Below are 20992 nucleotides of genomic sequence, written 5' to 3'. Positions count from 1 at the left end.
GAAACGCCGACCTAGTGAGGCCGGCGTTTATATCGTAGGAAAGGATGTAAAATGTTGGCTTCGCCCTTACCGGGCGATCAGCCTCGTAAAACAGCTGTCTTGAGCTGGAATTTTTGGATAGCTCTTTAGGCTGTCTTAGAAGGCGCGGCGATCACGACCGCCGCTGCTGCCACCGCGCTCGCGACGACGGAAACCACCGTCATCACCACCACGATCGCCGCGGTAACCACCGCCGCCACCGCCGCCGCGGTAGCCACCGCCACCGCCGCCGCCGCGCTTGAAGCCGCCGCCACCGCCGCCGCCGAAGTCACGGCGAGGAGGGCGTTCTTCGCGCGGACGCGCGATATTTACCTTGGCGGGACGCCCGCCGATTTCAGCCCCATTGAGGGCCTCAACGGCTGCATTTGCTTCGTCTTCACTCGCCATGGAGACGAATGCGAAGCCCTTGGAACGGCCGGTTTCACGGTCGATGATGACTTTAGCCGAAGTGACTTCGCCATGAGCGCCAAAGATGCTCATCAGCTCGTCATCGGTAAGATCGTAGGGAATATTCCCAACGTAGATGTCCACTGTCTTAATTCTTTTCTTGTTCAGCGCCGGAGGATAACGAGCAGGATTCCGGCGCCCCGAACCAAGCTCACTGCGGGTGAAAGTCACCCAGAGTCTTTAGCCGAGGAATTGCACGCGATTGATTGGCCGCATGCCCTACCCAGTAAAAACAGGCGCGTTTATGGAGAATTTCGCGCTCACATGCAAGTAAGAACTATGATACACGTTGGTGAAGATATTTACGCTCAGGCAGAAGGCAGGTGGTAGAAGGCAGAAGGGGATAGATGGATTGGCAGTGAATGCGAAAAAATTTCCAGTAGCGACGATCATTTTCCTGCGGGAATTCAATCGATCTAGTCTTTTCTGCCTGAATAACTCCCCACAAAAAAGCTTTCCGCCGAGGCCGAAAATCGCTTCACTGCGACACATGACATTCGCCGAGCAGCTACTCATTCTCGCACTGGATCCCAAAACCGGCAAATTTCACGCCCTTCCGCGCAAGTCGCTGGAGATCGGTCTCGCCGGCGCCTTTCTGCTGGAGATGACTTTTCGCAACCTGATCGACTCCGATGCGGAAAAGATCATTGTGCTGGAGGAAAACTATCCGCAGCGTCCGCTACTCAACTCCGCCTTGCAGGTGGTGCGTGAGGGCGACAAGGAAATCCCGTTGCGCAAAGCGATTGGCCGCCTGGCTCTGCAGGGCACGTTGCTTGTTTCCAAGACTCTGGAAAAGCTCGTGGACGAGGAGATTCTCGAAAAGAAAGACAAGATCTTCTTCGTGCGCAAACTCAAGGCCCCCGTTTATCCACAGGCGGATGAGCGCGCGCGGGCAGATGTCATCCAGCAAGTGCGCGACTTGGTGCTCAACCCGGAGGAAATTCCCTCCCCGGAGGAAGCCGCGCTCTTGGCGTTGGTGGAGGCTTGCCGTTTGCAGCGCAAGATTTTCTCCGAAGAAGAGCGTGATGAATTTGAAAGCCGCTTCCAGCAGCTTGCCGCCATGGATTTGGTGGGCATTGCGATTGTGGACGCCGTCCGCGCTGCCCGCGACAAGGAATTACTGGACTTGGCAGCTGGTTAAGCGCCTCATCTGTAAATCTTTCGCCAAAGCTTTGACGCCAGCCCGCCTTTTATCGCAAAATCCGCAGCTTCTCTCATCGTTTCCCCTTGTGACGGATTGGTTTCAACAAGCCTTGCGGCTGGCGGACTATTGGAAGTCTGAGCCGCTTCATCCTGCGACAACGCACGTCATCGACCAATTTAAGGTCAGCTGGGGCGTGGCGTGTTCGGGGGGGGCGGATTCCCTGGCGCTGCTCCTGCTCTTGTGGGCGCGGTATCCGCAGCGTCGTGGCCGTTTGCGTGTCCTGCATTTTAATCACGGGACGCGCGGTGAAGCCGCCAACGCTGACGCCGACTTTGTGCAAGCAGTCGCCCAGGGGCTGGGCTTGGAGTTTCGCTTGGGGCAGGCGGCGTTTGCGCAAGGCGCCAAAGTCGGGGAAGCCGAGCTACGCGCGGCGAGGCTCCAATTTTTCTCAGAGGCCGATTGCGCCATTGTTTGCTTGGGCCAGCACGCCAACGACGTGGCTGAAACCCAACTCATGCGCCTGACCCGCGGGTCTGGCGCTGATGGCTTTGCGGCGCCGCGCCCGGTGAGCCAACCCGCGCGCAACAGCCCCGTGCACCTGCGTCCGATGGTGGAATGGTCGCGTGAGGCAATCGTTGCCGGTTTGCGGGCCATGGATATTCCGTGGCGCGAAGACGCCAGTAATCAGAGCGGCGACTACTTTCGCAATCGCATTCGCAATGATGTCTGGCCAGCGTTGGTCCAGGCCAGTCCCAGCGATCCACTGCAAGGCGCCATCCGGGTGCGTCAGCTGTTGGAGGAAGACGCTGATGCGCTCGACAGTTGGTTGGAGTCGGTCTATCCGGCCAAGGAACACAAGGATCACCTTGCGGCGAATGGCTTGCGCGGCAAGCCACGGGCTTTGTGGCGTCGCGCCCTCATCCGCTGGCTGGCGAGGATGGAGTTGTTGGATAATCTTTCGGCTGGCGCCGTCGATGATCTCTTACTCAGTTGGATCGAGGAAGAGCCCCTGCGTTTCAGTGTGGGGAAGAGCAAGTTCCTGGTGGCCGATGATCATGGCGTCATTCGCTTGCGGATCGATGAATACGCGCCGAGCTGGTCGCCGCGCACCTTGACTCCAGGCGCAGGTCTGGCCTTGCCGGACGCCGGTATGCTTATGTGCGGTTGGGCAAATCTCGACGCCAAGCTTAACGCCGCAATCCGCAGTGGCGAGTTCTCCGAGTCCGAGCAGGTGTTTTTGAAAACCGAGACCATTGGCGCAGGGCGCGTCACGGTTCGCTTATGGCAACCAGGAGATCGTTATCGCCCCTTGGGCAGCCCCGGGCGCCGCAAGCTGCAGGATTGTTTTACCGACCGTAAAATTCCAGAAAGGGAACGAAAGCGTCTGCCGGTGGTCTGTGATGCCAACGGGGATATAATTTGGGTCCCCGGTCTACCCCCCAGTGATAGCGTCAGCATTCAACCGGAATGCAAAACGGCTCTATGGTTGACTTACCGGGCTTTCTAGGTGATTATTGATACTCTTTTTACCCATTAAATGAGCGACAACGAAGAAAAACGCAACGACGGGCAGAAAAATCCGCCGCCGGGATCATTTCATCCGAAGATGATCTTTATCTGGCTGGCGGTCATTACTGCTATCGTCCTTTTATGGCGCTTCTCGCCCGGTCAACCGACTGGCGCGGAGCAGCTGACCGTGACTGAGCTAATCCGCAAAGCGGAAAACGGTGAGCTGAACGAGCTTTACCTCAAGGAGGACCCCAGTGGCGGTCGTCAGTGGTATGCTATGTGGGGCACGCTCAAGAATCCCAACGCCAAGCCGGTGGAAGCTGCCGCTGATTCCGATGCCAAAGCTGAGACCTCCAGCACTGGTTCCACGGAAGACAGTTCTAACAAGAACAATGTCATCCCGACCACGGCCAAAAACAGTGATCTGATTCCATTTACCTGTTCAGGCAAGCTGACGGATTCCCGTTACGATATGCTGACCAACCCGGATGCGCCTTACAAGGTCGTCTCCAAGCCGGCCAGCACGGTGATGATGGAAATTCTGGTCAACCTGTTGCCGTTCCTGATCATCATTGGCCTGATTTACTTCCTCTTTGTGCGTCAGCTCAAGATGGCCGGCAAGGGCGCTATGTCCTTCGGCAAAAGCCGCGCCAAGCTGCTCACCCGTGACAAGGAACGCTTCCTCTTCAAGGACGTGGCTGGATGTGATGAGGCCAAGGAAGAAGTCGCCGAAGTGGTCGACTTCCTCAAGGACCCGAAGAAGTTCCAAAAGATCGGCGGTAAGGTGCCCAAGGGCGTGCTCATGGTGGGCCCCCCCGGCACTGGTAAGACGCTCCTCGCCAAGGCTGTGGCCGGTGAAGCGGATGTTCCCTTCTTCTCCATTTCCGGTTCGGACTTCGTGGAAATGTTCGTCGGCGTTGGCGCCGCGCGCGTCCGCGACATGTTCGAGCAAGGCCGCAAAAACGCGCCCTGCATTGTCTTTATTGACGAAATCGACGCCGTCGGTCGCCAGCGTGGCGCTGGTTTAGGCGGCGGCAACGACGAGCGCGAACAAACGCTCAACTCACTACTCGTCGAGATGGACGGTTTTGACGGTCACGAAGGGATCATCATCATCGCCGCAACGAATCGCCCGGACGTCCTCGACAAGGCGCTTCTGCGCCCCGGCCGTTTTGACCGCCAAGTGTTGATCGACCTGCCCGACCTCAAGGGGCGCGAAGAAATTCTCCGCGTGCACGCCAAGAAGATCAAGATGGCGCGCGACATCGACCTCGGTCGTGTGGCGCGCAGCACCGCAGGTTTCTCTGGCGCCGACCTCGCGAATTTGCTCAACGAAGCCGCCCTCGTGGCCGCCCGTCGGGACAAGACCGAAGTCGACACTGCCGACATCGAAGAAGCCCGCGACAAGATCGCCTACGGCCGCGAGCGCCGCAAGCTCATGGACGAGGAAGACAAGCGCTCCACCGCCTTCCACGAAGCCGGCCATGCGCTCGTTCAAGCCGTCCTCAAGAGCAAGAATCACGAGCTGCACAAGGTGACGATTCTTCCGCGCGGACGCGCCCTCGGCATGGCCATGCTCACGCCGACCAAGGAAGTCCTCGGCGAGACCAAGAACGACATCCTTAACTTCATTTGCTGCTGCATGGCAGGCCGCATTGGCGAAGAGCTCGAAACGGGCGATTTCTCCAGTGGCGCATCCAGCGACATCAAGCAAGCCACCCGCGCCGCTCGCACCATGGTGTGCGACCTCGGCATGAGCGAGCTTGGCCCGATCGCCCTAGGCGAAAACCAGCAGCACATCTTCCTGGCCAAGGAAATCACCCGCAACCAGGACTACTCCGAGGAAACCGCCCGCAAGATCGACTCCGAGATGCAGAAGATCCTCAACGCCCAATACAAGCGCGCTGAGCAGATCATCGAGGAGCATCGCAAGGCCCTCGAAGGCATTGCCGAAGCCCTGCTCGAATACGAGACGATCGACGGCAAGCACGTCCACGAAATCCTCGAGTTTGGCGAGCTGCGCTCTCCGGTGATCAACAACACCACGCCTCCGCCCGAAAAGGAAGAGGAAGCCGAGAAGCCCGCCAAGAAGCCGAAGACCAAGGAAGACGACGGCGACGAAGGCCTCCCCGGCGCCGCTCCGGCAGGGATGCCCGCGTAAACCGAGACAACTTTATTACCGAAAGCCGCTGATGAAAGTCAGCGGCTTTTTTATATTTGGAAATATGAGTTATCAGCGGTAAATTAGAAACTATCATGAACTGGAAATCCTGCATTCTCGCTCTGGCGTTCTGTAGCCTGACATTGCCCGCGATGGGCCAACTTTTAAAAATCCACGTTGAGGTCTGGCAGGACGACATCTTGGATGAATCGAACAGCCGCCGCATCGCGGGCCCGACCATCGTCACCAAGTCTGGCGAGTCAGCCACATTCACCATGGGACAGGAAGCGATAGAGGGGGAGGCCGATCTGCAGCACGGGACAATCTTTACCGCCAAAGTCACTGAGACCAATGGCCAATGCGCCTACCGCTGCTTGCTCGTGGTGCGCGGGCTTAAATACAAAGACGCTGCGTCGACAGACGCCTGTCTTGCCTTTGCGACTCAGGAATTCCTTCTGCGCGGTGAGATGCCGCTGGGCGACCGGAAAGAATATCAGCTGGACGAGGGCCGTAGGCTTAGCCTTAGCATCGAGCCTCAGGACCCAATCGTCTTCAAACCCAAGCAGTAGTCACCGTTCCTAGGGGGCCTTGGGAAACAACCCCGAGGCTAAGACGCCGTTGAACACGAATTGCACAGCGACGGCGGCGAGCAAGAGCCCCATCAGTCGCTTGGCGATGCGCAGGATCAGCGGATTCAGCCAGCGGCCGCCAAAAGCGGCGAAGCGGAAAATCGTGTAGGACGCCAAGCTGACTGCTGCAATCGCGAGCGCGAGTGCGAGATACTGCGCCCAACCGATGGCCTTGCTCTGCAGGAGAACCGCAGTGGAAATGGAGCCGGGGCCGGAGATCATTGGGATGGCCAGTGGAGTGATGGCGATGTCGTTTTTGCGCAAGCCGGCGGCTTTGTCTTCGGGAGTCATCACTGCGGATGGGGCGGGGTCTTTGCCCAGCACCATGTCGACTGCGATGAGGAAAATCAGCAATCCACCCGCCGTTTGAAAGGCCGCCTGAGTAATGCCGAGCGCGTTAAATAGTAGTTCGCCGAGGATGGCAAAGGTCAGCAAGACGCAGCCCGCGAGTATGCAGGCGAAGCGCGCCATGCCGACTCGTTCCTCGGGCGTGTTGTCCGGCGTCATGCCCAGGAAGAGCGGCACCGTCGAGATCGGCGAAATGATCACGAATAGCGACACAAAGGCGAAGAAGAAATATTCGATCACGGCAAACACGTTTTCTAACCAATCATGTCTGCTCATCAGATTCAAGGGGCAAGGTCAGCTCACCGATTGAGCACTCGGTTAATGCAGGGATTGCAACTGGTGAAGAACTTGCTCAGTAATAGTTTATGTCCGAGAGCCAACCGGAGAAAAACGCACTGGAATTGCCCGGCCTGCGGGTTGAGGTGGATCGTATCGTTTATCAGAAAATCGATGAGCCGAACGACGGTCGCAGTCACGCGTTTATCTACTTCATCACGATCAATAATTTATCCGACCGCGCGGTTACGTTGTTGGGACGCAAATGGGTCATCGAGCATGCCGATGGTTCCAAGCTCGTGGTGGAGGGCGATAAAATTGTCCAGAAAACCCCACGGCTGGCTCCGGGCGAAAGCTTTTCCTACAACAGCTATCATGTGAGCGATCAGAATGCGGCGGCCCAAGGCGCGTTTCATGGGCTTGACGAATTGGGCGGTGCGGTGTTTACCCGAATCCCGCGCTTTGAAATGAACATCCCCAGCGACTACAATTGAGTAATTTGACCAACAATCCACCATCGACTCAGCGAGCAAATGATTCACACTCAGGTCTCATGCAACTCACTGACTTAGGCCGGCATCGGCGTATTGGCGCGAACTCGCTATTGGCGGAGATTGGCCCCTTTCGCGTGCTGATCGACGCCGGGCTCGATCCCAAATGCGTTGGTCGGGAATCCACGCCGAACTTCGATTTGTTGGGGGATGGGCCGCTGGACCTAGTCGTGCTCACGCATTGCCACCTGGATCACCTGGGTTCGCTCCCCATTGTGTGCCGCCAGCATCCGGAGGCGCTCTACGTGACCAGCCGCGCATCGCAAATGCTGGCCCAGCGCATGTTGCGCAATTCAGTCAACGTGATGAAGCGCCAGCGCGACGAATTGGGCAACGTCGACTTGCCGCTCTACACCTTTGCCGAAGTGGACGAAGTGGACCGGGCGCTGGTTGGCCTGACCTATGGCCAGCCGCGCAGCATCGAGCGTGATGGCGAGGAGTTGACCTTCACGTTGCACCGCGCCGGGCACATTGCCGGGGCGGCAGGGGTGAGTTTCGTTTATAAACACCGGCGGATTTTCTTCACGGGGGACGTCATGTTTGGCGCGCAGGCCACGCTTGATGGCGCGGATTTTCCCATCGAAGCGACGGATACGTTGATTATGGAAACCACTCGCGGCGCCAAGGGGCGCGTGCCCGAGCGCACCCGCGAAAGCGAAGTCGAGCGGCTGATCGATACCCTTGCGCACACGATTTCCCGCGGTGGTTGCGCCTTGATTCCGGTGTTCGCCCTGGGGCGCATGCAGGAAGTGATGCAACTGCTCCACGATGCGCGGCAGGCGGGCAAGCTGCCAGAATGCCCCATTTTTTGCGCAGGCTTGGGCATGGATATTGTCGATTACTTCGATGCGATTTCGCGTAAGGTCGGCGGCGTGCATTTCCGACGTTCGGTGCTCAAGCAGCTCAAGGTTCAGCCTCCGCCACCATTCAAGCCGGGCAACAGTCCGGGGCAAAAAGGCATTTATGTGCTGTCCAGCGGCATGTTGGTGGAGCACACGCCCTCCTACCACGCGGCGGCAGCAATGCTGGATGACCACGCGAATACGATTTGCTTTGTGGGCTACTGCGACCCGGAAACTCCGGGAGGTGAACTGCTGGCGACAGCGCAAGGAGAGAGCTTTCTGTTTTCAGTAATCGACCATGCAGCGCCTGTCCGCGCGCACATTGAGCAGTTTGATCTCAGTGGCCACGCGGACCGGGATGAGTTACTCCAGTTCGCGCATTCGCTGGACCCGCGCGCAGTGGCTTTAACTCATGGCGATCCGGACGCCAGAGCCTGGTTTTTTGACGAGCTCATGGACGCAAATCCGAAGTTGCAAATACACGACTTGCAGCCGAATGAGGGAGTCCCTGTCTGAATTTAATCTAAAATTAAGGTTTGAACCGGGGGGGACTCTTTATATCTTGGGCTAATTGGTGATGGGTAAGTCAGTTAGCAGCCTTTTACGGTCCAAGTTTTTCTTTCCGTTGGTATTTGGCGCCTTTGCGTTGACGTCTGCGAGCGCCTATCACTTGCCACTGGCTTTCTTTTTTGACGATCCGGAAGATGATCGACAGGAGGTGCTCGAAGAGGCTGGCTCGTGGTCGCAGTCTGACCTGGCGACCATCAATCGTCCGGCCTTCAGTTTGAGCTATCCCAAGGAGTGGACTATTGCGAGCCATCAGGCCGACTACGATCCCGACAAGCTCTTCACGATCGAGACGGGCGGCGCTTCGCACATCATGATCGAGATCTTCGACGCCAATTCCGAAATGGACCTCGAAAACACCATGCGCAATGTGTTGATTGCGCTCGATGGAACTGCGGTGAATACCTACTCGGAGGCGAAATTTGACACTTGGGGCAAGTACACCGGCCAGGGGAAGCACTTGAAGGGCAAAGTGATGAATCTCTTTCCTGGCGGTCTACGCGTCTTCGCCACGGTGATACCCGGCAAGAACAAGGGCTTGCTCGTTACCGAGTTTTACATGTCCGACGACCTGCCTAATGCGCTGCCCGGCTTTGAATTGATCAGCCAGACGCTCGTGTTTAAGTAGGGGAGGAGTGAGGAAAAAGTTAACTCGATAACGAAGGCGCACTTTTAGAATGCGCCTCATTCGTTTCTTTGGGTGGAAACTTTTTCCTTTAATCTTTTTCCTTTTTCCTCCCAAGCTGCAGCTTCGCTGCCGCTTGGACAAATGCTTTTGAGCCTGCCGCGAAACGTAGTTTGGGTTGATCGACCTTAAAGTCTTTCATGGGGAAGGCTGGCTCGTCAAACCAGTGGAATTCGCCACCGGCGCCTTTCACCAATGCATAGGCCGCCGCGATATCCCATACTTTTACCCGAGTGTCCAGACAGCCGTCGATCTTTCCCAGCGCCGCGTAAGTCAGCACGAGGGTGCTACTGCCAAATGAGCGCACGCGGTAAGTTTCCAGCCACTCGCGCAGCGGCTCGGTTTCATTGGGGCTGAGCGGAAAATGCAGGCCAATGATGCTATGGCGAGTAAGGTCCGTGGTCTTGGCGTTTGCCTTAGTTGCACCATCCAACACCCCGAACTCAGGCCCTCCCTCGATTAGTTTGTCGCGGGCAAGGTCGTAAACAAAGCCGTAGATCGGCTCGCCTCTCCTGAGTAGCGCGAGTGAAATGGCGCACATCGGCAGCCCGAAGTAATAGTTGTTCGTGCCGTCGATGGGATCGAGCACCCAGCAGAACTCCGCCTCCAACGCGAGTAGTTCGTCCTCGGGGCTGGATTCCTCGCTGCAAAAGTCATCCTGTGGAAATGAGCCGCGCAGCTCGGCGAATAGCTTTTCCGAAATGGCGAAGTCAGCAAAGGTTACGCGAGTGTCGTCGGCCTTCCAGTCACTGGCGACACAGCCAAATTGACGGCGAAAGAAATCAACCTGCTGCTGTACGGCCACACGCCCGGCATTGATGCGGTGCCGGGTGGCGGTTGCCGGATCGCGGCGCAACTTGGTCGATAGTTTACCCATTATTCGCCATCGACCTCGTTTTGCAGGATCTGTTCCAAAGTCTGGCGGCGACGGATCAGGCGTAGGCTTCCATTGGCTTCGAGCATTGCTTCAGCGGCCTCGGGAAAGCTGTTGTAATTCTTTGCGCTCATGGCGGAGCAGTAGGCGCCAGCGCCTTCGATGACGCAGAGGTCGCCCACGGCCGCCTTGGTTAACTCGCGCGGTTGCAGTGACTCGGGATCATCTGCGCCGACGGTGAGCACGTCGCCCGATTCACAGCAGTGGCCAACCACCAGATACTCTGCGGTATCAGCAGTTTCATGCTCCGGCACAATGACGATCGGGTGCTGCGCTGCGTAGAGCGAGGGGCGCAGAATTTCCGTCATGCCGCCGTCAAGCTTGAGGAACTCACGGCCATCAGGGCCGCCGGTGGACACGATGTCCTGCACCGTCATGAGGAGCGAACAGGTGTTGGCGAGCAGGAACGTGCCGGGCTCGATCTCAAGGTGAATCTTACGCCCGGTTTCAGCAGCCAGCTTCTCGAACGCTTCCTTGACCGGTTGGCCAATGACTTGGAGGTCGGTAGACTGCTCGTGGGCCATGCGCCCGACCTTAAAGCCGCCGCCGAGGTCGAGGGTCGTCACGTCCTGAAAACGGCGAACCAGCGCCAGGCTGAGGTGGCTGACGCGTTCCCACACTGCTGGGTCGCTGCCGGAGCCAATGTGGGTGTGGATGCGTTCGATCGTTAGGCTGAACTTGGCGGCGATTGCTTCCACCTGGTCCGCCCATTCGTGCCAAATGCCAAAGCTGGAGTGGGGGCCGCCAACATTGGTCTTGCCGGTGCCGCCAGAGCCCAGGCCTGGATTAAAGCGCACGCCGCAGGCTTGCCCTGGGAACAGCTCGCCAAAGCGTTCGAGCTGGGCGAGTGAGCAGGCGTTGAACTTGATGCCTTCCGCATGGAGCGCGTCAAAATCGCTGGGCATTTGCTGTGTGCTCAGCGAGATATTGCTTGCGGGCACGCCTGCCTTGAGCGCACGGCGGACTTCCCAGCCGGATGAGGCGTCGATGTGCAGGCCGAGGGCGGTAAAGCGCTTGAGGATGGCGGCGTTCGGCGCGGCCTTCATCGCGTAGCGAACGGTCAACCCGAAGGCATGAGGAAAGGCAAGAGCGCGTTTGGCCTGCGTTTCCAGAGCTTCTGCTGAATAGAGGTACAGCGGCGTTCCGTAAGCCTCGCGGGCAGCGAGGGCTTGTGCGGCGGAGGTGTTGCGCAAGGTTTCCATGATGAAAAAGAGGACCAGCAAGGACTAGTTTCGCTGATTTTTCCAGCCTGTTTTGGATTTACGAGGGCTTTTGACTGGGGAGTGTCTGTAGTGGGCTCTCGGCGCATGGAATCCGAAAAATGGGGTTCTATTGATCCTCGAATAGGATGCTGTAATGATTTTTACCAGTTTTTTCGAAGTGTGGAAATCATTGGAATAGAGTGTATTGCGGTAGGGCTAGGCCCTACTTAGGGCTCCTCCTCAGGCAGTGCCTTGGATGCCGCTTGTGGGGTTTTCTGAAAATGAGTAAGTTAGGAGCCCTATATTATACCAGCCCTATTGGGCCATTATGCATATCATAAACATCATAACTCAGAACATCCAATGTGTATCAACCAACGGGACCGCGCCCGGCGCAGCGCCTCATCCCAAATTACTGAACCTGCGCCCCTGGATGACCAATCTGTTGGCTTGAAAGCAAGCCCTAGTCGGGGGTTTACGCTCCTGGAAGTCATGATCGTGGTCGTCATCATCGGGCTGTTGGCAACGATTGCCATGCCAGCCTTTCAACGCGCCCGCATGCGTACTCAAAGCACGCGTTTCGCCAATGATCTGCGTCAGTTCTCCGGCGCCTTCGAAACCTACAGTCTGGAACACGGCGCTTGGCCGGACGACGAAACCGAAGGCGTTCTGCCTGCTGGCATGGATGGATACATTGCTGCTGATAAGTTTAATCTGCCGACGATCTACGGTGGCAATTACGACTGGGAAGGGCCGGGTGGCGGTTTTTCTGGAGGCGTGGCTGTCAGTATCCGTGGATCTAATCTCGATGACGAGCAAGCGGTCATGATCGATGAAATTCTCGACGATGGTGATTTGGGAACAGGTCGTTTTCAAGCAACTGGCGATTCGTATGCTTTAATCCTTGAGCAGTAAACGTAGCCTGAGATCACTTACTTTCCGCAACGCGGGCGTTAGGGAGTGTTTTCAAATTAAAGCTTTTGATGGCGGCATGGATTTTTCCCATCAGCGAGGCACCTGAGGTTGAATAGGCTGGAAGCCTTTCGGCCGAAAGGTAACGAAGCTGATGGGAAAAAGCCATCCGGGCCTGAACGGTCAAAATGAAAGGTCGCAGCGTTGGCTTTTCACTCACGCACTCGCAGTGCGCTTCGTTCAAGCCGCCTTGCGCTGCATTCATTTTTACTCGTTCCATCAACAGTTTTTATTTGAAAACACTCCCAAGGGCGCCCGCGTTTTTTTTAGTCATTGGGCCGTGGAAAGCACGCATGGTTTTGTCTCTATTTTAATTAACTGCTTGTGGGGATGAGGGGTAGGCTTTACGTATAGGCTTTCTGAGAATCGGCATCACTATGCATTTTCTTCGTCACGCTATAAGAGGTCAGGAGCTTACCTTTGTTTATCGCCAAAATGCGAAGCGACGTCGTTTGGCTTGGATGGAGAGGGCAGCAGGTTTCACCTTGGTGGAAATCATGACTTTAGTGGTGATCATCGGATTACTGGCGATCATGGCGATGCCAGCTTTTCAGAAGGCGCGGATTGGCGCCCAGAATTCCCGATTGGCCAGGGATTTGCAGACTTTTAGCGCGGGCTTCGAGCAATATTCACTTGATGCGGGGAAGTGGCCCCCGGAGGCAAATGCTGGCGAGTTGCCCGAAGGAATGGGCGGCTACATTACAGGATCATCCTTTTCGGCCCGCACCGTTGTCGGTGGCCGTTACGATTGGAACTTTCAGAATGGGACCTATCAGGCTGGCGTCGCCATCGTCGAATCGTTTCTGGACGATGATCAAGCCCAACAAGTGGATGCGATTATCGACGATGGAAATTTGAGTATGGGCCGATTCCAAAAAGATGGGGAGGCCTATGTGCTCATCCTTGCGCCCTGAGATGCTCGCTGCATCAAATTGAAGCGGAGAGCGTTTTTTCCACGTAGGTCTTACGGGCGTCTACTTGGATGATTCTATCGCCGGTGATTTCATAGGCGGTGAGCTTCCCGCCATATGCGCAACCAGTATCAATACAGATTGCTGATTTGGTGCGGATGACTTTTGATCGTGGCGTATGGCCGGTGACAACAAAGGGTGGTCCCTGCCAGTATTTCATCCAGGTTTCGCCGCCTGAGACATCTGCTCTCTTGCCCCAGGCGCCTGTCTTTTTGTTATAGACCTGAATCTGGGTGACGACGTCTGCTGGTTGCTCATCCCAAGGGACATTGGGCAGGAAGCCGCCATGGACGATAACGGTGTTCAGCCCAGGGAAATGCAAGTTCAGGTGAAATTCGCGCATGAAGCGCCAATCTTCGTCGGTCAGTTTGGGGATGGTTTCCCAGTCGTAGTCTTTGAGGATGGATCGGTCTTCTGACTCGTGGTAGCGCAATAGTCGCAGTTCGTGATTCCCCAGTAGGCAATAACTGCCTGATAGCTCACGGGCAATGCGGAGCACTTCTCTGGAGTTGGGGCCGCGGTTAATCAGATCGCCCACAAAAACAACCATGTCGTGCTGACCTAATTCCAGGAGATCGAGCAAGTCTTGCAGTTCGTCACTGCAGCCATGGACGTCGCCAATCGCGTAAATTTTCCCGGGATGTGTCACCAATGTTTGAGTTTAGCAGAAAAGCACCAAATCCAAATAGCCTTTTCACACAACGTTGGTTTCGCAAGTCAAAGCTACTCACATAATGCACTCCGAATACGCTTCATCTAGGCTGGTTTACGAGCCATGACGAAGAATGAAGGCATCATATGCGTGAGCTTTTTGAGAATTGGCATGGGCAACCAGTTAACCAGCTTCAACGGCCCGGGCTTGTCCGAATATTGATAATCAGCTGGGATGCTTCACAATAGATGGCGCGTATCCAAAATCTCAGTCGTGTGCTGCTGTAGCAGCGCCTTCAATTGGTGGAATCGATTGGGTAGTCCTCGGACTCTTGCCGTTTATCGATCGCATCCTAGCTGTCCAGAGAGGCAAATTGCTCACCGAAGTAGGCGCTCATGTGGCCGCTGCCGATGCTGGTTTTCAACGTTTTGGCTTGGGGTGGTTCCAGATGGCGACTTAGGACGGCCATGGCGGTTTTCACTTTGCGAATACGCTGCTCCTGGTTCGGGTATGCGTAACTGGTCAGGTGAATAATAGAGAGCGCTTGGAAAAATATTTATGGGCGACCAGTCGCTTGGCTCGACTATAAAATGCTGGAAGCCGCACATTTACCTTGCGAGAGAAGGGGCTTAATCGAAAAAATGCTCAGCGTCATGGATTGGCAGATTAAACCTCTCGCGCGCGAATGCGCCGTATCCGGAGAAGCTTTTGAGATCGGCGATGAAGTCGTCTGCTTTCTCTACCGCGACGAAGAGGGCCAACTCCAGCGCGCCGATGTCGCTGCCGCCAAAGTAGATGACTTCCCGCGTCCAGAGGCCGTGCTCGGTCGATGGGGCCGGGAGGTGAAGCCGCGCGGCGAAGAAGAAAAGGAAGCCCGCGCCCATGCCTTGGCCACGAGCGAAGAGCTGTTTCTGTCGATGTTTGAGGCCGATGGCGCAGAGGTTGCGGAGGACCGCGAGCTGTTTAAGCAAGTGCTGGCCTTGCTTCTGGAGCGTAAGCGCATCCTGCGCTCCAAGGGCCGTCCGGAGAATGGCGTGCAAACCTACCTGCATGTCCGCTCCAAGCAGGAATACGCCGTGCAATCCAGCGATCCCGATCCGATGGCGCTCGTGCGCATTCAGGAAGAGCTGAACGCATTGGTGTTTTAAAGCTGCTCTAGCGAATGAGCGATTGGCGTCGTTTTGCGGCGCTTTTTTTGTTGCTGAGACGAACGGATGAAACTTTTTGCTTGACGATTTGGAAGATTTTGGAAGATTTTGGTCATACTTTTTCAAAACCTCCAATTTAAACCCCGAATTAAGTGAGCGCCAATCCCGCTATTTCCCGTTCCCAAATCGAAAAACTGGTCCGCGAGAGTGTCTATTCGCAACTCGGCATGGCTGCGCCGTCTTCGGGCCCGAATCCGCTGGTGGTTAACGTCAGCGCCCGTCACTGCCACCTGACGCCGGAAGCGGTGGAGATTCTTTTCGGCAAGGGCCACGAGCTGAAGCCCATGAAGTGGCTTTACCAAGAGGGCCAATACGCTGCGGAAGAATCCGTGACCATGGTCGGCCCGCGCAGCCGCGTTATTTCGAACCTCCGCATCCTCGGCCCGTGCCGCGACTTGAACCAAGTCGAGCTCGCTTACACGGACTCGATTGCGATGGGCTACAAGATTCCTGTTCGCCAATCCGGCGACATCAAGGGCACACCCGGCTGTATGCTGATGGGCCCCGCTGGCTTTCTCGAACTGGACGAAGGCGTCATCCGCGCCGCGCCCCACGTGCACATGCACCCGGACGACGCCGCACATTACGGCGTCAAGCAGGGCGACTACATGAAGATGCGCGTGGGCGGCGAACTTGGCGTGACCTTTGACCGAATCTTTGTCCGCGTGAAGCCCGACTTTAAACTCGAGGTCCACATCGACACCGACGAAGGCAACGCCTGCGGCCTCACCCCCGAAAGCCACGTCGAACTGATCAAATAGTGAGTAACGTGAGTAATGTTGGAAATGTGCATAATGCGAAAACCAAGGCCACTTTACTCACCCTACAAACCTTACACACCCTACACACCTTACAAACCCATAAATAAATCATGAGCGAATCACTCGGAATGGTAGAAACCCGCGGTTACGTGGGCAGCGTCGAAGCCAGCGACGCGATGGTTAAGGCCGCGAACGTCGAGCTCGTGCGCCAGGTATCCATCGGCGGCGGCTTCTTAACGGTCCTCTGCAAGGGCGACGTCGGCAGCGTAAAGGCAGCCGTCGAAGCTGGCGCTGAAGCCGCAGACAAGGTTGGCGAGCTCGTCTCCTCCAACGTTATGGCCCGCCCGCACAGCGACCTGCTCAAGCAGTTCACACTCTAAATTTTTAACACCTTAAGAAAGACATCAAAATGGCTAAGCAAGCTGTAGGCATGATCGAAACCAAGGGCTTCATTACTCTTCTCGAAGCCTGTGACGCCGCCCTCAAGTCGGCGGATGTAACCATGAGCGGCTGGGACAAAATTGGTTCCGGCATCGTAACCGCGTTCTTCGTGGGCGACGTCGCTGCCGTTAAGGCTGCCGTTGACGCTGGCGCTGAAGCCGCTTCCCAAGTGGGCGACGTGCTCGGTGTGCAGGTCATCCCACGTCCGCACGAAGACCTCGCCAAGCTCGGCAACTGGATGGGCTAATTTGAATGATGAATGATGAATGCTGAATTATGAAAGGGGATAGACGTGAGAGTTATCCGCTACACGTCAGCATGCTAATTTCATAATTCATAATTCTGAATTCATCATTTCTTAAAATGAAAATCCTCGTCGCCAACCTCGGCTCCACGTCGTTCAAATACCGCCTCTATCAATTAGAGGGCGGCGCTGAACGCTTGCTGGCCAAGGGCGGTTATGAGCGTGTCGAAGACTTTGCGCCAGTGATCGAAGATTGCCTGGCGACGCTCGAAAAGGACGGCCACTTAACCGGCGAAGGCGATCTCGACGCTGTCGGTTTTAAGACCGTGCTCGGCAAGGATCTCAGCGGTTGTGTGGAAGCGGACGACCAGGTGCTCGCTGCGCTGGAAGGCTTCAAGGAAGTTGCTCCTGCGCACAACCCGGCTTACGCCAACGGCATTCGCATGTTTGCGCAGGTGATGCCGTCCGTTATCCGGGTGGCGCTCTTCGAAACCGCGTTTTATCAGTGGGTGCCGAAGCCGTCGTCGATTTACTCTGTGCCGCAAAGTTGGCATGATGCCGGGGTTCGCCGTTATGGCTTCCACGGCGCCAGCCATAAGTTCATTGCCGAGCGCTCCGCGCAACTCATCGGCCGTGAAGACGTGGCTGCAAAGGTGCAAGCGCTTTACCAAAAGGGCGACACCGCCATCGACGGCAAACCGCTGCGCGTGATCTCCTGCCACCTCGGCGGCAGCAGCTCCGTAACGGGCATCAAGAACGGCGTGGCGATTGGCGCATCGATGGGCTTCTCTCCGCAGAGCGGCTTGCCGCAAAACAATCGCGTCGGCGACCTCGATTCCATGGCCGTGCCCTACATGATGAAGACGCAGGGCCTGAGCGTTGAGGAGTGCGAACGACAGCTCACCAAGGAAGGCGGCCTGCTCGGCATTTCCGGAGTCAGCAACGACCTGCGCGATGTGCTCGAAGCAGCCGAAGGCGGCAACGAACGCGCGCAACTCGCCATCGACCACCTCGTTGATAGCATTCGCCACTGGGCCGGCTCCTTCGTCTTTAAGATGGGCGGCTTTGATGCGATTTGCTTTACCGGCGGCATTGGCGAAAACAATGCCGCTCTCCGCGCCGCAGTCTGCGCCGGCCTCGAAGAATTCGGACTCACCCTCGACCCCGCGGCCAACGCCGCCACCCGCGACGAAGGCGAAATCAGCGCAGCCAATTCCCGCGTCAAAGCCTACGTCATCCCGGCCAACGAAGAGTTGGTCATCGCGCGCGAAGTTTCCCGCTTCCTCGCCGCGCAACCCGTTTAAAAAAACACCACCTAACTTTCCACCTTCGAACAATCAACTTTCGAACCTTCGAACATTTCCAACCTTCAAACCAATAAATATAATGGCATCTCAAGCAATCGGACTCCTCGAAACCAAGGGACTTATCTCGCTCGTGCAAGGCGTTGACGCCATGCTCAAGGCCGCCAACGTCGAGCTCGTCGGCCCGATGAAGAGCGTCGGCAGCGCCCTCGTTAGCGCAACCATCGTTGGCGACGTCGCCGCCGTAAAGGCAGCCCTCGACGCTGGCGCCGAATCCGCCGCTTCCTTCGGCGAAGTGGTCAGCGCCCACGTCATCGCCCGCCCGGCAGACGAAATCGCCAAGGTCCTCCCTTCGGCCCCAGCCAAGGCAAAGAAGTAAATTGGAGATTAAAAATTAAAGTGAGCAAATTAAAGAGGGTTGCTCCCAATCGCGGGCACCCTCCGAAGACTGCCTCCAACTTTAATTTTTAATTTGCTCACTTTAATTTCCCTATGTTTCTCGCGAAAGTCATCGGCCACGTCGTGGCGACCAAGAAGGACGACAAAATGAAGGGGCGTAAGCTGCTCCTGCTGCGTCCGCAATTGGTCGATCCGGAAGACCCGACCAAGTTCCGCGACGGCTCCAATACGGTAGTCGCCGTGGATGGGCTGGGCGCGGGCAAGGGCGAGATGGTGCTCTTCGTGCAGGGCAGCTCCGCCCGCGCAACCGAGGGTATGAAGCCGCTGCCGGTGGACTGCGCCGTCGTCGGTATCGTCGACACGGTCGATGTCCTCGGCACGCAAACCTACAAGGCCAAATAACTCTGCGTCGGAAAGTAACTCTGCAACACAAAGCAACTTAACTTTTCGAACTTCCCAACCTTCGCACTTTTCGAACCTTTTATAAATCCCCATGAGTTTGCAAATCGATGAATCCGCCCTGAAGAGCGTCGTGGCCGATGTGCTGCGCAAGCTACAGGAGCAAGGCGCCGCTGCGCCGACTGAATCGAAAAAGGATGACTGTGGTTGCTCTTGCAACGGCGCTTGCGCCAATGGTGACCTCGGCGTTTTTACCACGGCTAGTGACGCCGCCGCCGCTGCCCGCGAAGCCCAGAAGAAGCTGCGCAAGCTCGGCATCGAAGGCCGCGCGAAGGTCGTTAAGATCATTAAGGACACGTGCGCCGAGAAGGCCGTCGAGTGGGGAGAGCTGGAGTTTGCCGAAACCAAGATTGGCCGCCTGGAGCACAAGATTGCCAAGCTCGAAGGCATCCCGAATTTGCCCGGCGTTGAGTGGCTCGCGCCGCGCGGCATGAGCGGTGACCATGGCATCACGATGGAAGAGAATACGCCCTTCGGCGTCATCGGCGCGATCACGCCTGTCACGCACTCCATCCCGACTTTGTCTTGCAACATCGTTAGCATGGTGGCTGCGGGGAACACGGTTGTCTTCAATGCGCACCCCGGCGGCGCGAAGTGCGCGGCGGTGGCAGTCCGCGAATTCAATAAGCGCATCAAAGCCGAGATCGGCATTGAGAACATTGCGACCATTATCGAGAAGCCAACGCTCGACAGCTTTAACGAGCTTTGTGCATCGCCCGATGTAAACCTGCTTTGCGTGACCGGTGGCCCTGGTGTGGTCAACGCCGCGATGAAGAGCGGTAAGCGCGCGATCTGCGCGGGCCCGGGCAATCCGCCTGTCGTTATCGACGAATCCGCCGACCTCGACAAGGCCGCGAGCGATATCATTTTTGGCGCCGCCTTCGACAACAACCTGCTCTGCATCGGCGAGAAGCAAATCTTCGTCGTCGAGAAAGTTTACGGCCAGTTCATTGCTGCGCTGAAGAAGGCTGGCGCCTTCCAGCTCGACACCGCGCAGCTGGATCGCCTGACCAAGGTTGCCTTCACCTTCAAGGGTGATGGCGGCGGCTGCTCGCACCCTGTCGTGAACCGCGACCTCGTTGGCGCCGATGCGACCAAGCTTGCGCAAATCGCCGGCACGTCCGCGCCCGCTGGCACGGAAATGCTTTTTGCAGAAACCGACGCCGATCACCTCTTTGTCGTTGAGGAGCAGATGATGCCGATGGTGCCTGTCATCCGTGCCCGCGACATCGACCACGCGATCGAAATGGCCGTCGAGTCCGAGCACGGCTATAAGCACTCGGCGATGATCCACTCCACCGACGTGACCAGTATGGGCAAGATGGCCCGCGCGCTCGACACCACATTGTTTGTGAAAAACGGCGCCTGCACAGCGGGCCTCGGGATCGGCGGCGAGGGCTACTCCAGCTTCTCCATCGCCACGACAACCGGCGAAGGCATCACGACGCCCGACACCTTTACCCGCCGCCGCCGCTGCGTCTTGGTGGACTCTCTCCAGATGTATTAAATTTCAAAGTGTAGAGGTGTTGAAGTGGGGACGTGTTGAAGTTCCTGCCAAACTCAAAGCCACGATATAACCTCCACACATCAACACTTCAAAACTTCCACACCTTTCCTCCCAATGATCCGCGCCCGAGTAGATGGCAACGTCGTCAGCACCATGTGTCATGAGACCATGCGCGGTTGGCGTTTGCTCATTTGCCAGCCGATCGACGAGGCGGATAACGAAGTCGGCCAGCCCGTGATGGCGATCGATCCGCAAGGCGCGGGCGTTGGCTCGAAGATTGTCATCACCACCGACGGCAAGGGCGTGCGCGAATTCCTCGGCATCGATAAGACGCCGATTCGCAACATGATCCTCGCCATCGAAGACGATTAAAACTTTTCGAACCTCCCAACCTCCCAACCTCCAAACTTTCAAACCTTCGAACTTTCACCCAAATGCGCTTCGGCAAAGTTATCGGCAAAGTAACCCTCAGTGACAGCGATCCGTCCTACAAGGCCGGCCGCTTCCTGTTGGTCAGCCCGATGGACAAGGCGCGCATTCGCGGCGATGAGCTGCCGCCGGTTTCCGGCCAGCCCGACGTGGTTGTCTATGACAACATGGGCGGCGGTCTCGGCGACGTCATTGGCTTTGTCGAAGGGGGGGAGGCTTCCGCAACCTTTGACCAACCGACACCGGTCGATGCGTTTAACTGCGCGTTGATCGATGAAATCACTTACCAGGGCTCGACCCACACTCTTTAA

At 56.8% G+C, this 20992-nt stretch carries 25 protein-coding genes; 19 read left to right on the top strand and 6 right to left on the bottom strand.

Going from position 1 to position 20992, the window contains the following annotated elements; translation table 11 throughout:
- Positions 1-135: 135 nt before the first annotated feature.
- Positions 136-570, bottom strand: coding sequence for an RNA recognition motif domain-containing protein (locus RBB63_RS05010; RefSeq protein WP_309381713.1), 435 nt, complete (start codon positions 568-570; stop codon positions 136-138).
- Between the two features lie 406 nt (positions 571-976).
- Here RBB63_RS05010 and RBB63_RS05005 point away from each other — a divergent pair, with 406 nt between their 5' ends.
- The 4 genes from RBB63_RS05005 to RBB63_RS04990 all read left to right on the top strand — a co-directional run bounded on the left by RBB63_RS05005 (position 977) and on the right by RBB63_RS04990 (position 5869).
- A complete protein-coding gene (locus RBB63_RS05005) occupies positions 977-1627 on the top strand; it encodes a GOLPH3/VPS74 family protein (protein WP_309381711.1) in 651 nt (216 codons plus the stop codon).
- 88 nt (positions 1628-1715) lie between these two features.
- Positions 1716-3137, top strand: coding sequence for a tRNA lysidine(34) synthetase TilS (tilS, locus tag RBB63_RS05000; RefSeq protein WP_309381709.1), 1422 nt, complete (start codon positions 1716-1718; stop codon positions 3135-3137).
- A 30-nt stretch (positions 3138-3167) separates the two neighbouring features.
- A complete protein-coding gene (gene ftsH / locus RBB63_RS04995; RefSeq protein WP_309381707.1) occupies positions 3168-5300 on the top strand; it encodes an ATP-dependent zinc metalloprotease FtsH in 2133 nt (710 codons plus the stop codon).
- Between the two features lie 95 nt (positions 5301-5395).
- Positions 5396-5869, top strand: a complete 474-nt coding sequence (locus RBB63_RS04990) for a hypothetical protein (protein WP_309381705.1) — start codon at positions 5396-5398, stop codon at positions 5867-5869.
- 9 nt (positions 5870-5878) lie between these two features.
- On the opposite strand, the gene RBB63_RS04985 is transcribed toward RBB63_RS04990, so the two are convergent.
- Positions 5879-6553, bottom strand: coding sequence for a MarC family protein (locus RBB63_RS04985; protein WP_309381703.1), 675 nt, complete (start codon positions 6551-6553; stop codon positions 5879-5881).
- Positions 6554-6642: 89 nt separating this feature from the next.
- On the opposite strand from RBB63_RS04985, the gene RBB63_RS04980 reads away from it, so the two are divergent.
- The 3 genes from RBB63_RS04980 to RBB63_RS04970 all read left to right on the top strand — a co-directional run bounded on the left by RBB63_RS04980 (position 6643) and on the right by RBB63_RS04970 (position 9141).
- Positions 6643-7047, top strand: coding sequence for an ApaG domain-containing protein (locus RBB63_RS04980; protein WP_309381701.1), 405 nt, complete (start codon positions 6643-6645; stop codon positions 7045-7047).
- Positions 7048-7106: 59 nt separating this feature from the next.
- A complete protein-coding gene (locus tag RBB63_RS04975; RefSeq protein WP_309381699.1) occupies positions 7107-8462 on the top strand; it encodes an MBL fold metallo-hydrolase in 1356 nt (451 codons plus the stop codon).
- A gap of 61 nt (positions 8463-8523) precedes the next feature.
- The gene (locus RBB63_RS04970) at positions 8524-9141 is read left to right on the top strand and encodes a hypothetical protein (RefSeq protein WP_309381697.1); all 618 of its coding nucleotides are present in this window, start codon (positions 8524-8526) and stop codon (positions 9139-9141) included.
- 88 nt (positions 9142-9229) lie between these two features.
- Here RBB63_RS04970 and RBB63_RS04965 read toward each other — a convergent pair whose 3' ends face one another.
- On the bottom strand, positions 9230-10075 hold the full coding sequence (locus tag RBB63_RS04965; protein ID WP_309381695.1) for an inositol monophosphatase family protein: 846 nt from the start codon (positions 10073-10075) through the stop codon (positions 9230-9232).
- Positions 10075-11334, bottom strand: coding sequence for a diaminopimelate decarboxylase (locus RBB63_RS04960; RefSeq protein WP_309381693.1), 1260 nt, complete (start codon positions 11332-11334; stop codon positions 10075-10077). The genes RBB63_RS04965 and RBB63_RS04960 overlap by 1 nt, the downstream gene beginning before the upstream one ends.
- 363 nt (positions 11335-11697) lie before the next feature.
- On the opposite strand from RBB63_RS04960, the gene RBB63_RS04955 reads away from it, so the two are divergent.
- Entirely contained in the window at positions 11698-12249 is a 552-nt protein-coding gene (locus RBB63_RS04955; RefSeq protein WP_309381691.1) for a type II secretion system protein, read from the top strand.
- Between the two features lie 13 nt (positions 12250-12262).
- Here RBB63_RS04955 and RBB63_RS04950 read toward each other — a convergent pair whose 3' ends face one another.
- On the bottom strand, positions 12263-12526 hold the full coding sequence (locus tag RBB63_RS04950; protein WP_309381689.1) for a hypothetical protein: 264 nt from the start codon (positions 12524-12526) through the stop codon (positions 12263-12265).
- Between the two features lie 241 nt (positions 12527-12767).
- Here RBB63_RS04950 and RBB63_RS04945 point away from each other — a divergent pair, with 241 nt between their 5' ends.
- A complete protein-coding gene (locus RBB63_RS04945; RefSeq protein WP_309381688.1) occupies positions 12768-13220 on the top strand; it encodes a type II secretion system protein in 453 nt (150 codons plus the stop codon).
- A gap of 13 nt (positions 13221-13233) precedes the next feature.
- On the opposite strand, the gene RBB63_RS04940 is transcribed toward RBB63_RS04945, so the two are convergent.
- A complete protein-coding gene (locus RBB63_RS04940; RefSeq protein ID WP_309381686.1) occupies positions 13234-13926 on the bottom strand; it encodes a metallophosphoesterase in 693 nt (230 codons plus the stop codon).
- A 656-nt stretch (positions 13927-14582) separates the two neighbouring features.
- Here RBB63_RS04940 and RBB63_RS04935 point away from each other — a divergent pair.
- From RBB63_RS04935 to RBB63_RS04890, 10 genes are all read left to right on the top strand, one after another.
- The gene (locus tag RBB63_RS04935) at positions 14583-15077 is read left to right on the top strand and encodes a hypothetical protein (RefSeq protein ID WP_309381684.1); all 495 of its coding nucleotides are present in this window, start codon (positions 14583-14585) and stop codon (positions 15075-15077) included.
- A gap of 152 nt (positions 15078-15229) precedes the next feature.
- A complete protein-coding gene (gene pduL / locus RBB63_RS04930) occupies positions 15230-15898 on the top strand; it encodes a phosphate propanoyltransferase (protein ID WP_309381682.1) in 669 nt (222 codons plus the stop codon).
- Between the two features lie 110 nt (positions 15899-16008).
- On the top strand, positions 16009-16278 hold the full coding sequence (locus tag RBB63_RS04925) for a BMC domain-containing protein (RefSeq protein WP_309381680.1): 270 nt from the start codon (positions 16009-16011) through the stop codon (positions 16276-16278).
- A gap of 29 nt (positions 16279-16307) precedes the next feature.
- Positions 16308-16586: a BMC domain-containing protein gene (locus tag RBB63_RS04920; RefSeq protein WP_269542168.1), complete on the top strand. Its 279-nt coding sequence runs from the start codon at positions 16308-16310 to the stop codon at positions 16584-16586.
- A gap of 116 nt (positions 16587-16702) precedes the next feature.
- Positions 16703-17887: an acetate/propionate family kinase gene (locus RBB63_RS04915; protein WP_309381678.1), complete on the top strand. Its 1185-nt coding sequence runs from the start codon at positions 16703-16705 to the stop codon at positions 17885-17887.
- Positions 17888-17969: 82 nt separating this feature from the next.
- Positions 17970-18266, top strand: coding sequence for a BMC domain-containing protein (locus tag RBB63_RS04910; protein WP_309381676.1), 297 nt, complete (start codon positions 17970-17972; stop codon positions 18264-18266).
- Between the two features lie 113 nt (positions 18267-18379).
- Positions 18380-18688, top strand: coding sequence for a EutN/CcmL family microcompartment protein (locus tag RBB63_RS04905; protein WP_309381674.1), 309 nt, complete (start codon positions 18380-18382; stop codon positions 18686-18688).
- A gap of 97 nt (positions 18689-18785) precedes the next feature.
- The gene (locus RBB63_RS04900) at positions 18786-20252 is read left to right on the top strand and encodes an aldehyde dehydrogenase family protein (protein ID WP_425503869.1); all 1467 of its coding nucleotides are present in this window, start codon (positions 18786-18788) and stop codon (positions 20250-20252) included.
- Positions 20253-20366: 114 nt separating this feature from the next.
- Positions 20367-20624 (top strand): EutN/CcmL family microcompartment protein, encoded by a 258-nt coding sequence (locus RBB63_RS04895; protein ID WP_309381670.1) that lies wholly within the window; start codon positions 20367-20369, stop codon positions 20622-20624.
- Between the two features lie 62 nt (positions 20625-20686).
- Positions 20687-20992 carry a EutN/CcmL family microcompartment protein gene (locus tag RBB63_RS04890; protein WP_309381668.1) on the top strand — a complete coding sequence of 102 codons (306 nt, stop codon included), beginning with the start codon at positions 20687-20689 and terminating at the stop codon, positions 20990-20992.

The organism is Cerasicoccus frondis (genome assembly GCA_031296915.1).
Classification (GTDB): Bacteria; Verrucomicrobiota; Verrucomicrobiia; order Opitutales; family Cerasicoccaceae; genus Cerasicoccus; species Cerasicoccus frondis.
Note: the sequence above shows the minus strand (reverse complement) of the source record. Positions and strands in the feature narration are given on the sequence as shown.